Consider the following 11,852-nt stretch of genomic DNA (forward strand, 5'->3'; position numbering starts at 1 on the left):
TTAAAGGAAAGGCATTTTTGTGGAATGCGAAATCACGTCATGAAACCGACAGCTTGTTCCACAAAAAGACACAGGCGGTGGAAAAATCGTCGCGCAAAACATATTTGTGAGCACGCCGGAATAGCCAATTGCAAATGATGCGATTAGATAAGCGGAAATTCGGCGAGCGATCGCACGAAAAAACAATATCGAACAGGGCCGTATGAAGCTTCTCGAGAACTATATCCTGCGGCGGACAACGCAGATGTTTCTGGTCGCGCTGCTGCCGGTGCTGGCCATCATCTGGACCATCCAGGTTCTCCAGAGAATCAATCTCGTCACCGATACCGGCCAGTCGATGGGCTCCTTCATGGCGCTCGCGACGATGATCCTGCCGACGCTCATTCCCGTCGTGCTTCCTTTCGCGCTGGTGATCGGCATCACCCAGATCTTCACTGCAATGAACAACGACTCGGAGCTTGCCATCATCGATGCGGCCGGGTCGCCGCGTTCGGTCATGTATCGCCCGGTGCTCATTCTCGCCGCGGTTTTGAGCGCTCTTTCCTTCACCATCACCAATTTCATCGAGCCGCCTGCGCGCAGCTCCGCCCGGCAGATGGTGGCCGCCGCCTATGCCGACCTGCTGTCTTCGGTGATCGAGGAAAAGACCTTCCGCACCATTCAGGACGGTCTTTACGTGCAGATCGCCCAGCGGCAGGGCCGCATCCTCAAGGGCCTGTTCGTCGCTGACCGCCGCGATCCGAATTTCGACCTCATCTATTATGCCAAGGAAGGCATGATCGACGAAAGCGGCACGTCGCTGACCATGCGCGACGGCGAAGTGCAGCAGAAGACACCGGACGGCAAGGTCTCGATCGTCAAGTTCCTGTCCTATGCCTTCGACCTTTCGACCATGTCGGAAAAGCAGGATTCCGAACCGTCGCTTTCCCCCGGCGACGCCAGCCTCGGTTTCCTCCTCTCACCCGACGAGAACAATGCAAGCTACAAGCGCTCGCCGGAAAACTTCCGCAGCGAGCTGCACAAACGCCTGTCGGACTGGATGTTCGCCTTCTCCTTCGCGCTGATTTCGCTGGTCATCGCCGCCGACGCCCGTTCGCATCGCGAGGCGCGCCTGCATCCGATGGTCGCCGCGCTGGTAACGGCCTTCATGCTGCGCTGGCTCGGTTTTTACGTCACCAATCAAATCAAGCAGAGCGCGGCCTTCATTCCGCTGGTCTATGCCGTGCCGGGCCTCAGCGGCGGTGCCGCCGCCTTCATCCTGCTGACCGGCCGCAAGCCGAAAATGCCGAGAACCATCGCCGATGCAATGGGCCGCCTGCGCCGCCTCTTCTCCAGCCGGCTGGCGAAAAGCTCCGGGAGCGGCAACACATGATCTTCAACACGCTCGCCCGTTATTTTCTGAAGCGCTATCTGATCACCGCCGTCTGGTTCGTGCTCGGCGTATCCTCGATCATCTATCTCGCCGATTTCAGCGAAACCGCGCGGCGCATGTCCGGCCTGCCCGGCTATTCCGTGCCGGCCGCACTCGGCCTGACCGCGCTTCGCCTGCCGCTGATCCTGCAGCAGACCGTTCCCTTCATCGCGCTTTTCGTCGGCATGACGACGCTGATCTCGCTCAATCGGCGCTACGAACTGGTGGTGACCCGCGCCGCCGGCATTTCCGCCTGGCAATTCATCCTTCCCTTCGTGCTCGGCGCGGTTTTCATCGGCATTCTGTCCGTCACCATCCTGAACCCCATCGCCGCATGGGGTCAGAACAAGTCGCTGGCCATGGAGGCCGGTCTGCGCAACGAAGCAGGCGGCGGGCGCCAGCAGGAGATCGTTCCGTGGATGCGCCAGTCGAGCGGCGGCCAGGATACGATCATCGGCGCCAAGAGCTTCGAAGACAACGGAACGATGCTTCTCGACGTGGTTCTCATCGACATCGACAAGGACGGAAACATCGTCTCGCGGAAGGATGCGAAGTCGGCTAAGTTGGAAGATGGTTACTGGCTTCTTAACGGCGTTTCGGAAACGCGCGCCGGACATGTGCCAGTTCGGCAAGAGAGCACGCGGATCAGTACCAATCTGAGACGGGAATTCGTCCAAGAGCGCATGACGCAGACGGAAACCGTTGCTTTCTTTGACCTTTCTCACAAGATCGAAGTTGCAAAGTCCTTTGGACTATCTTCAAAGGCGCTTGAGACGCAGTACCATTTCCTGCTATCGACGCCCCTGCTTCTGGTCGCGATGACCTTGATCGCCGCGACCGTTTCATTAAAGTTCAGCCGCTTCGCCCAATCGCGCTCCGTGATTCTGGGTGGAATCGTTTCCGGCTTCGTGCTTTATGTAGTAACCGTGCTCGTAAGGGCATTCGGGAGTGGTGGTGTTGTCCCTCCCACCGTCGCGGTCTGGGTTCCAGTTATCGTGGCGTTGGCTTTGGGGGCAACCATTCTGCTTCATCAGGAGGACGGCTAGTGGCGGTATATGACCGCGGGAATATCAGGCGGCTTTGGACGGCCCTTCTGACAGGTGCCGCTGTGTGCGCGTATTTGGCATCCAGCCCGGTCGCTTTCGGCCAGGATGGACTGCTTGCGTCGGCAAGCCAAGACGATTCGAAACTCCTGCTTACGGCAAATGAACTGACCTATAATCGCGATTCCCAGCGCGTGATCGCAAAGGGCGTAGTTCGCATGAAATATTCGGGCTACCGCATGGTGGCCCAGCAAGTGGAATACAACCAGCAGACCGGCCGCGTGATCGCCCATGGCAATATCGAGTTGATCGAGCCTGGCGGCAACAAGATCTATGCCGACGAGATGGACGTCACCGACGATTTCGGCAAAGGCTTCGTGAATGCCCTGCGCGTCGAGACCACGGACAATACCCGTATCGCGGGTGAAAGCGCCGAGCGTCTCGAAGGCGACGTGATGGTGCTCAACAACGGTGTGTACACCGCGTGTCTGCCCTGCGCCGAACGGCCGGAAAAGGCGCCGCTGTGGCAGGTCAAGGCTGAGCGCGTTATCCAGGACGGCAAGACCCACACGGTGCGGCTGGAAAAAGCCCGCCTGCAGCTTTTCGGTCGCTCGATCGCCTATATTCCGTTCCTCACGGTTCCGGACAATACGGTGAAGCGGAAGTCCGGTTTCCTGTTCCCGCAGATGAGCATTACCGACAATCTCGGTTTCGGCATCGGCGTTCCCTATTTCCAGGTTCTGTCCGACACGTCGGACGTGACCGTCACACCGACCTATTACACGACGCAGGGTCTGCTTCTGCAGGCGGAATTGCGCCAGCGTTTCGAAACCGGCATGCATACCGTGACGATCGCCGGCATCAGCCAGCTGAAGTCCGAGACCTTCACGGCCGGAACCAGCGACGCCCTCAATGACAATCGCGGCATGATCGCAAGCAAGGGTGATTTTTCGATCAACCCGCGCTGGGCCTTTGGCTGGGATGCCATGGTGCAGACCGACAATAACTTTTCGCGCACCTACGGGCTGAAGGGTTACAAGAGCGACGTCCAGACCAACCAGATTTATCTGAATGGTTCCAGTGAACGGAACAGCTTCGAAGCACGCGGCTATTATTTCAACGTTCAGGATACGGACAATACCGAATCCAAGGAACGCAAGCAGGCGATCGTCCATCCGGTCGTCGACTATCGCTATTTCGTGCCGGATCCGGTCTATGGCGGCGAGCTTTCGCTGACCACCAACCTGACGAGTATTACGCGCCTCAAGCAGGATGCTTACGCACTTGGCGGTTATCCGCGCTTCAGCGGGCTTGAAGGCGATTACACCCGCCTTTCCACCGAAGCCGAGTGGAAGCGCACCTTCACCCTGGATAGCGGCCTGCAGATCACCCCGATCCTTGCCGCGCGCGGCGACGCACTCTGGACGGACATGTCCCCGGCGTCCTTCACCTCAGGCGGCACCTCCTATGCCTATGAGGGCATGATGAATGACGGCGCGGCTTTCCGCGGCATGGTCACCGGCGGTCTGGAAGTGCGTTATCCCTGGCTGTTCACGGCGCTCAACAGCAGCCACGTGATCGAGCCGATTGCACAGATTTTCGTGCGTCCGAACGAACAATATGCCGGTCGTCTTCCGAACGAGGATGCGCAGGCATTCGTCTTCGACGCGACCAATCTGTTCGAACGCGACAAGTTCTCCGGTTTCGACCGGATCGAAGGCGGCACGCGCGCCAATATCGGTTTCCGCTATAACGGTACGTTCGACAACGGCTACGGCGTTCGCGCCATTGCTGGCCAGTCCTTCCATCTGGCGGGCGACAATTCCTTCGCCTCCTACGATCTCGTCAATGCCGGCGCCAATTCGGGCCTCGAATCCGACCGTTCGGACTACGTCGCCATGGCCGCTTTCGATGCGCCGATCGGTCTTTCGCTGTCGTCGAGCCTGCGTCTCGACAAGGACGATTTCGACATCAACCGCTCGGAGACCGGTATCAGCTATTCGGACCGCCGCCTTACCGGCAAGCTCAGCTATACGCAGGTCAAGGCGCAGCCGAAATACGGCTATAACGAAGACCGCGATATCATCCAGGCTTCCGGCACGCTGCGCATGGACGACAACTGGTCACTGTTCGGCTCGATCAACTACGATCTGAACGGAAAATTTGCTGCAGAGCGCCGTATCGGCATCGCCTATCAGGATGAGTGCACCATCCTGACGGTCAGCTATTCCGACGAAGGCAATATCAATTCCAGCCGGCAGGCCGCCAATGACTGGTCGATCAATGCCCGCCTGGCCTTCCGCACGCTCGGCGATGTCAGCATCGGTTCAGCAAATGAGGACTGGAGCGAGATGGATATTGGCTGGAAGCCGAACAATTACTGAGTTTAAAGGCAGACCACACAGCATCGTGGCCTGCCTTTTTGCAATCCGGCCAGTAAAAGTCACGGTTTTGCCGCAACAACGCGCCAGTGTCGGCTCGGCATGAGACCGTATCGGGGCTTCTTTCAACAAACCGACACATTGCCGTTTTGCGGATCACGATGATATATACGTGGCAAATTCGCAGTGCGGATGCACAAATGCAGGTCTGAAATGGCGGGGTTTGGATTATTCCCCGTCATCAGGCGGAACAGATTGGCGGGACAGGAAACAGAAACCTGCCCGACGAAAGGGAGAAGGACATGATGAATTTCGGAAAGTCGGCTTTGCGTGGCGCTGCTTTCGCCTTTGCGATATTCGCCGTTCCCATGGCCGTCTTGCCCTCCGCAAGCCCGGCCTTTGCTGACAGCACGGTCAAGATCGTCGTCAACAAGACCCCCATTACCAATGATGATATTGCCAGGCGCGTCGCTTTTCTGAAGCTGCAGCGCCAGTCCGGCAACCTCAACGAAAAGGCCCGCGAACAGCTGGTCGACGAAGCGTTGAAACGCGAGGAAATCGGCCGCGTGAAAATGTCGGTCAGCACCGACGATGTCGATGCGGCCTTCGCGCGCTTCGCCGGCAACAACAAGATGACCCCGCAGCAATTGACGAAGGTGCTTTCGCAGGCGGGTGTCGGCGCCGACCATTTCAAGGCCTTCATCGCTGTGCAGATGAGCTGGCCGCGCCTCGTCAACGCCCGTTATGGCGCACGCGGCAAGATGTCGAACCAGGATCTCGTCACCCGCCTGAAGGAACGCGGCGAAAAGCCGGTGACGACGGAATATTTCCTGCAGCAGGTCATTTTCGTCATCCCGGAATCGAAGCGCAACGCCATTACCGGCAAGCGCAAGGCCGAGGCCGAAGCCTCGCGCAAGCGCTATCCCGGCTGCGATCAGGCCATGAGCTTCGCCGCAACCATGCGCGATGTGGCGATCAAGGATCTCGGCCGTATTCTGGCGCCGGAACTGCCGGAAGACTGGAAGGCTCTGGTTGAGAAGACCAAGGAAGGCGGCACCACCGGCACACGCGTCACCGAAAAKGGCGTCGAATATCTGGCGATCTGCAAGCAGCGTCAGGTTTCCGACGACTATGCGGCGGAAATGGTGTTCAAGTCCGAAGACCTGATGAAGGCCAAGGACGGTGAAAACCCGAACGAGAAGAAATATATCGAGGAACTGCGCAAGAAGGCGCAGATCGTCAACACCTGATATTGATACGAGAGCCGGGTCTTTCCGTGACACATGCATCCCTGCCGCTTGCCCTAACCCAGGGAGATCCAGCCGGTATCGGCCCCGATATCGCCATCACCGCCTGGTCGAAACGCCGGGAGAACGGCGTGCCGCCCTTCATCTTCATCGGCGATCCCGATGTGGTAGCGAGCCGTGCGGCGCTGATCGGCGTCCCGGTCAATATCGAGACCTGCGATACGGAAGACGCCGTCGGCCTGTTCGACCGCGCCTTCCCCATCCTTCCCCTTCCCGTCGGTTTTGAGGTGCAGGCAGGGCAGCCGCATGTCGGCGCAGCGCACGCGACGATCAAGGCCATCGAGACCGCCGTGTCTTTGACGGTCGAGGGCAAGGCCGCCGCTGTCGTTACCAATCCGATTGCGAAATCCGTGCTTTATGAAGCGGGTTTCGGTTTTCCGGGCCATACGGAATTTCTGGCCGATCTTGCCCTGCGCCTGACCGGCAGGCAGGTGACGCCGGTGATGATGATTGCCGGCCCCAAGGTCCGCGTCGTGCCGGTAACCATCCATATTCCGGTAAAGGATGTGCCGACCGCCCTGACGGAAGAGCTGATCGTCACGACCTGCCGGATCATCGACACCGACCTTCGGGAAAAATTCGGCATAGCGGCGCCGCGTCTGGCTGTCGCCGGTCTCAATCCGCATGCCGGTGAAGATGGCGCGCTCGGCACCGAGGATCGCGACGTGGTTCATCCAGCCACAATCCGCCTGCGCAAAGATGGCATCGACGCGTTTGGGCCCCTGCCCGCCGACACCATGTTCCACGATGCCGCCCGCAAGCGTTATGATGTGGCGGTGTGCATGTATCACGATCAGGCGCTCATCCCGGCCAAGGCGCTCGGCTTTGACGATTCGGTCAATGTCACGCTCGGCCTGCCCTTCATCCGCACCTCGCCCGACCATGGGACCGCCTTCGGCATTGCCGGCCAGGGCATTGCCAATGAAGCGAGCCTTGTGGCGGCGCTGAAGATGGCGGCGGAAATTTCCGCCCGCAGCCGGGTGGCCGCATAATGGCCGCCATAGACGGACTGCCGCCGCTACGCGATGTCATCCAGCGCCATGGGCTCGATGCGAAGAAATCGCTCGGACAGAATTTCCTGTTCGACCTCAACCTCACCCAGAAGATCGCCCGCACGGCAGGGCCACTCGACGGCGTGACGGTGATCGAGGTCGGCCCAGGCCCCGGCGGCCTCACCCGTGCCATTCTGTCGCTCGGCGCGAAAAAGGTCATCGCCGTCGAACGCGACAGCCGTTGCCTGCCCGTTCTTGCGGAAATCGAGGCGCACTATCCCGGACGTCTGGAAGTCATCGAGGGCGATGCCCTCAAGACCGATTTCGAGGCTCTGGTTCCCGCCGGTGAGCCGGTGCGGATCATCGCCAACCTGCCCTATAATGTCGGCACGCAATTGCTGGTCAACTGGCTGCTGCCGAAGGCCTGGCCGCCCTTCTGGCTTTCCATGACGCTGATGTTCCAGAAGGAAGTCGGCCAGCGCATCGTCGCCGAAGAAGGCGACAATCACTATGGCCGCCTCGGCGTCCTCGCCGGCTGGCGCACCGTTTCGGAGATGGCCTTCGACGTTCCGCCGCAGGCCTTCAGCCCGCCACCGAAAGTGACCTCGACGGTCGTGCATCTGCTGCCGAAGGACAAGCCCTTGCCCTGTGATGTCAGCAAGCTCGAAAAGGTCACGGAAGCCGCCTTCGGCCAGCGCCGCAAGATGCTGCGCCAGAGCGTGAAGAGCCTTGGTGGAGAAACGCTGCTGGAAAAGGCGGGCATCGACCCCACACGCCGGGCGGAAACGCTCTCCGTGGAGGAATTCGTGACATTGGCGAACTGCCTGTAAGTTCCGCGATGTAATGTGCTGTTCCAAACGGGGCACGGGTTCGTGGACACCCGCAAATAGAGGAACAAGCGCGTGGAGAGTGCCGGTTTTCACTACAGGCTCGACATTCCCGCCGGGATGCCCGACTGCGTAATTGTCTTGCTGCATGGATCTGGACGAATGGAAGACGACCTCGTTTCTTTTGGCCGCGCCGTCTTTCCCAAGGGCGTATTATATGCGCCGAGAGGTGCTGTTCCCTGGGAGAATGGTTTCGCATTTTTTCGCAGAACACCCGACAGACTGCTAGATCTCGACGATCTGAAACATCAGGCAACCAGACTGCGCCACTTCATTGCTTTTGTGGCACAGCAGACGGGGCAGAGACCCATTCTCGTCGGATATTCGAACGGCGCGATCATGGCGGCTGAAACGATATGTCAGGACCGTCATCTGTCGAAAGGCGCCATTCTGCTTCGCCCATTATCACCAAGAAAAGAACAGCGTCTTCCGAACCTTGCAGGGTATCCCATACTCCTGCTGGCGGGCGCCCGCGACGATCGGCGTCATCCCTCCGATGCGCCGCATTTGGCCGAGCAATTGTCATCAGCCGGTGCGGAGGTCGTTCTGGAGACGATCGACACGGGCCATGGCTGGGCAGAAGATGCAGCAGACGCGCGGCTGTCGCGCCAATGGCTGGCGCAAGGACCGATCGCGTAAATCAGAGCTGCGGCTCTTCCTCAAGCAACGCCCTCACGAAGTCGAACATGCCATGGCGGCGGTCGCGACGGACACGTTCGGCCTTGACGATCGCTTCAATGGCCTCGAAGGCGGCCTGCAGGTCGTCGTTGAGGATGACATAGTCATAGTCGCGCCAGTGCTCGATTTCGGCACGGGAATTGAGGAGACGGGTCTTGATGACCTCTTCAGTATCCTCGGCGCGGCGGTGCAGGCGTGACTGCAACTCGGTCATGGTCGGCGGCAGAATGAAAATCGAAACGACGTCGGCCTTCATCTTGTCCTGCAGCTGCTCGGCGCCCTGCCAGTCGATATCGAACAGCATGTCACGGCCGGCGGCCATAGCCGCTTCGACCGGCTCGCGCGGCGTGCCGTAAAAATTGCCGTGGACTTCGGCCCATTCCAGCAATTCATCATTGTCGCGCATGCGCTCGAAATCGCGCTTGGAGATGAAGTGGTAGTGGATACCCTCGATCTCGCTATGGCGGCGTGTCCGCGTCGTGACGCTGACCGAAAGGCTGATATTCTTGTCTTTCTCGAGCAGGTTGCGCGCGATCGTGGATTTGCCCGCGCCCGATGGCGAAGAAATCACCAGCATCAGCCCCCTGCGGGCAATCGTGACGTGAGAATTATTCACCGGGACCATGGGGTCTACTCCAGATTTTGGACTTGCTCGCGAAACTGGTCGATCACCACTTTCAGCTCTATGCCCGCTGCGGTTACCGCACTGGCATTCGATTTGGAACAGATTGTATTCGACTCACGGTTAAATTCCTGTGCAAGAAAATCGAGCTTGCGGCCCACCGGCCCGCCATTCTCCAAAAGCTCGCGAGACGCCTGCACATGGGCGCGCAGCCGGTCGATCTCCTCGCGCAGATCCGCCTTGGTGGCGAGCAGCGCCGCTTCGGCATGCAGGCGGTCCCGGTCGAGCCCGTGCATGCCTTCACCGATAAGCGCGATCTGCTGGGCAAGTCGCGCCGCGATCTGCGCCGGCTGGCGGGAGGGATCGTTTTCGATGATGTCCACAAGCTGTTCAATGCGGTTGATATGGCCGGACAGGATGGCAAACAGCGAAGCCCCTTCCCGCTCGCGCATATCCTTCAGTTTTTCAACGGCAACGGCAAAACCGGCAAGCACATCGCCGTTGCGCGCAGCCTGCGCCGCCTCATCGTCTTCCGCCTCGCGAAAATCGACCAGACCGCGCAGCGTGAGCAGGGTATCGAAGCTCAGCGGTTTGTCGTCAACAACATCGCCAAGTTCTTTCTTGAGCGCCAGAACCGCAGCGAGCGCATCGCGGTTGATGACAGCTTCCAGCCGGTTTTCCGCAATCGCCAGCGTCAGCCCGGCCTGAACATTACCGCGGGAAAGGCGCGCGCCGGCGATTTCCCGCAGGCCGGTTTCCAAGGCCTCCAGACCGGTGGGCAGGCGCAGACGCACATCGAGCCCCTTGCCGTTCACCGAACGCAATTCCCACGCCCAGCGGTAACGGCCGGAGGTCCCTTCGCTGCGCGCAAAGCCGGTCATCGATTGCAATGTCATATCTGGAAGCCCCCCGTCATGCCGTACAAAACCGGGCCCTGTGGATCGCAGGGCCCGGTCGCGATTATCAGTTGTTGGCCGGTTTTTCCGCCTCGGCGCCGCCCGGCTGGCCATCCACGACAACTTCGGGATTGCCGCCGGAGGCCGCCTTTTCGGCCTCGATCTTGCGCCAGCGGCGCACATTGGCGTTGTGCTCTTCCAGCGTCTTGGCAAAGACGTGGCCACCCGTGCCGTCGGCCACGAAATAAAGGTCGTCCGTGCGCCATGGATTGGCAACGGCCTCAAGCGCCGCCCGGCCCGGATTGGCGATGGGCGACGGCGGCAGACCCTTGATCACATAGGTGTTGAACGGCGTCTGTTTCTGCAGGTCCGACTGGTAGATCGGACGGTCGGAGGGTTTGCCCTCGCCGCCGAACAGGCCGTAGATGATCGTCGGATCGGATTGCAGGCGCATGCCCTTCTTCAGGCGATTATAGAAGACGGAGGCGACATGGGCGCGCTCGTCATCCTTGCCGGTTTCCTTCTCGACGATCGAGGCAAGTGTCACGAATTCCTCGACGGTCTTGATCGGCAGGTCGGGGTCGCGCCTTTCCCAGATCATGTCGATCAGCTTGTCCTGCGCCGCACTCATCTGGTTGATGATCTCTTCGCGCTTGGTGCCTCGGGTAAAACGATAGGTATCGGGCCGCAGGCTGCCTTCCGACGGCAGGGCCGAGGGCAGTTCGCCGTCCAGCACGTCGTCTGCGGCAAGGCGCGCGAACATCTGCTTCACGGTCAGGCCCTCCGGCAGCGACACGGAATAAAGGATCGACTTGCCGGATTCCAGCAGCAGCATGATGTCCTTCATCGATGCGCCGGCCTTGATCTCATATTCGCCGGCCTTCAGCGTCTGGTCCTTTTGCAGGTAGCTGCCCGTCATCAGGCGGAAGACGCGGGCATTTGAAATAACCTCGTTGCGCTCGAGATTATTGGCGATCTCGATGATGCCCGCACCATTGCGCACCGTGAAGTGGGTGTTCGTCTGAAGCGGACCGGGCTCCTGGAACGCATTGATCATGTAATAAAAGGCGACAATGGCCAGCACACAGACGGCGACCGCAAGCGTCATCAGGAAATTCAGGAAGATCACAAGCTGGCCATGGGCCTTGCGGGAGCGCTTCGGCGGCGCCGGCACCTTTTCCGGCCGCAGGGCCTCCGTCGGGGATTTCGGAATGATCGGGCCGCGATTGCCTTCGCCCGCGCCGTTTTGTCCGTATGGTCCCTGGCTGTTCTGGTTCGTGTCGCTCACCGTCGGTCCTTTTCAGTTCGGCGTTGTCAGCGCTTTTTGCGCAGGTAATGCGGCAAAAACAGGTTCGGAATGCCTTCCCGCACCACATGGAGATATCGTGAAGCCCTGATATGCTGCTTCACGAACATCGTTTCGGACAAAGCCGCTGGAGGAAGCCGCCTGCGGCCGGAAATTATCCCGAACCGGCAAACGCCTTCCATAAACGACTACAATATCGGCGCGAAAATCGGAATGACTTTCGCAAGCCGCAATGCGTTCTTCAAAGGAAAGAACATGCTTGTCAGCGTCCGGCAGGAGAACGCCGCAACCGCCACGAGCGGCTTGCGGCGCGGACGCCACCGCGACGG

Annotated in this window: 11 protein-coding genes; 7 read left to right on the forward strand and 4 right to left on the reverse strand. The window is 59.8% G+C overall.

Annotated elements, in window-relative coordinates:
• The first annotated feature begins 202 nt into the window (after nucleotides 1–202).
• From QD336_RS15860 to QD336_RS15890, 7 genes are all read left to right on the forward strand, one after another.
• Entirely contained in the window at nucleotides 203–1,372 is a 1,170-nt protein-coding gene (locus QD336_RS15860; RefSeq protein ID WP_269344030.1) for an LptF/LptG family permease, read from the forward strand.
• Nucleotides 1,369–2,457, forward strand: coding sequence for an LPS export ABC transporter permease LptG (gene lptG, locus QD336_RS15865; RefSeq protein ID WP_269344032.1), 1,089 nt, complete (start codon nucleotides 1,369–1,371; stop codon nucleotides 2,455–2,457). The genes QD336_RS15860 and lptG overlap by 4 nt, the downstream gene beginning before the upstream one ends.
• Nucleotides 2,457–4,838 carry an LPS-assembly protein LptD gene (locus QD336_RS15870; protein WP_499171330.1) on the forward strand — a complete coding sequence of 794 codons (2,382 nt, stop codon included), beginning with the start codon at nucleotides 2,457–2,459 and terminating at the stop codon, nucleotides 4,836–4,838. Before lptG ends, QD336_RS15870 begins: the two co-directional genes overlap by 1 nt.
• A 299-nt stretch (nucleotides 4,839–5,137) precedes the next feature.
• The gene (locus QD336_RS15875; protein ID WP_499171331.1) at nucleotides 5,138–6,085 is read left to right on the forward strand and encodes a SurA N-terminal domain-containing protein; all 948 of its coding nucleotides are present in this window, start codon (nucleotides 5,138–5,140) and stop codon (nucleotides 6,083–6,085) included.
• 26 nt (nucleotides 6,086–6,111) lie between these two features.
• Nucleotides 6,112–7,134 (forward strand): 4-hydroxythreonine-4-phosphate dehydrogenase PdxA, encoded by a 1,023-nt coding sequence (gene pdxA, locus QD336_RS15880; RefSeq protein WP_499171332.1) that lies wholly within the window; start codon nucleotides 6,112–6,114, stop codon nucleotides 7,132–7,134.
• A complete protein-coding gene (gene rsmA / locus QD336_RS15885; protein WP_499171333.1) occupies nucleotides 7,134–7,964 on the forward strand; it encodes a 16S rRNA (adenine(1518)-N(6)/adenine(1519)-N(6))-dimethyltransferase RsmA in 831 nt (276 codons plus the stop codon). The genes pdxA and rsmA overlap by 1 nt, the downstream gene beginning before the upstream one ends.
• 72 nt (nucleotides 7,965–8,036) lie before the next feature.
• Complete coding sequence (locus tag QD336_RS15890) at nucleotides 8,037–8,660, forward strand: alpha/beta hydrolase (protein WP_499171334.1); 624 nt, start codon at nucleotides 8,037–8,039, stop codon at nucleotides 8,658–8,660.
• 1 nt (nucleotide 8,661) lies between these two features.
• On the opposite strand, the gene gmk is transcribed toward QD336_RS15890, so the two are convergent.
• The 4 genes from gmk to QD336_RS15910 form a co-directional block, all read right to left on the reverse strand.
• Nucleotides 8,662–9,324 carry a guanylate kinase gene (gmk, locus tag QD336_RS15895; protein WP_269344040.1) on the reverse strand — a complete coding sequence of 221 codons (663 nt, stop codon included), beginning with the start codon at nucleotides 9,322–9,324 and terminating at the stop codon, nucleotides 8,662–8,664.
• 5 nt (nucleotides 9,325–9,329) lie between these two features.
• Entirely contained in the window at nucleotides 9,330–10,217 is an 888-nt protein-coding gene (locus QD336_RS15900; protein ID WP_269344041.1) for a YicC/YloC family endoribonuclease, read from the reverse strand.
• Between the two features lie 67 nt (nucleotides 10,218–10,284).
• Nucleotides 10,285–11,505, reverse strand: coding sequence for an endolytic transglycosylase MltG (gene mltG / locus QD336_RS15905; protein ID WP_499171335.1), 1,221 nt, complete (start codon nucleotides 11,503–11,505; stop codon nucleotides 10,285–10,287).
• 12 nt (nucleotides 11,506–11,517) lie between these two features.
• Complete coding sequence (locus tag QD336_RS15910; protein WP_499171336.1) at nucleotides 11,518–11,844, reverse strand: hypothetical protein; 327 nt, start codon at nucleotides 11,842–11,844, stop codon at nucleotides 11,518–11,520.
• Nucleotides 11,845–11,852: the final 8 nt, after the last annotated feature.

This window comes from Rhizobium sp. BR 250, assembly GCF_047445855.1.
GTDB lineage: Bacteria > Pseudomonadota > Alphaproteobacteria > Rhizobiales > Rhizobiaceae > Agrobacterium > Agrobacterium tumefaciens_I.

Excerpts from the sequence above, each read along its gene's own strand:
- QD336_RS15900 (WP_269344041.1), bottom strand. The coding sequence starts at position 10,217 with ATGACATTGCAATCGATGACCGGCTTTGCGCGCAGCGAAGGGACCTCC.
- lptG (WP_269344032.1), top strand. The coding sequence starts at position 1,369 with ATGATCTTCAACACGCTCGCCCGTTATTTTCTGAAGCGCTATCTGATC.
- gmk (WP_269344040.1), bottom strand. The coding sequence starts at position 9,324 with ATGGTCCCGGTGAATAATTCTCACGTCACGATTGCCCGCAGGGGGCTG.
- rsmA (WP_499171333.1), top strand. The coding sequence starts at position 7,134 with ATGGCCGCCATAGACGGACTGCCGCCGCTACGCGATGTCATCCAGCGC.
- QD336_RS15860 (WP_269344030.1), top strand. The coding sequence starts at position 203 with ATGAAGCTTCTCGAGAACTATATCCTGCGGCGGACAACGCAGATGTTT.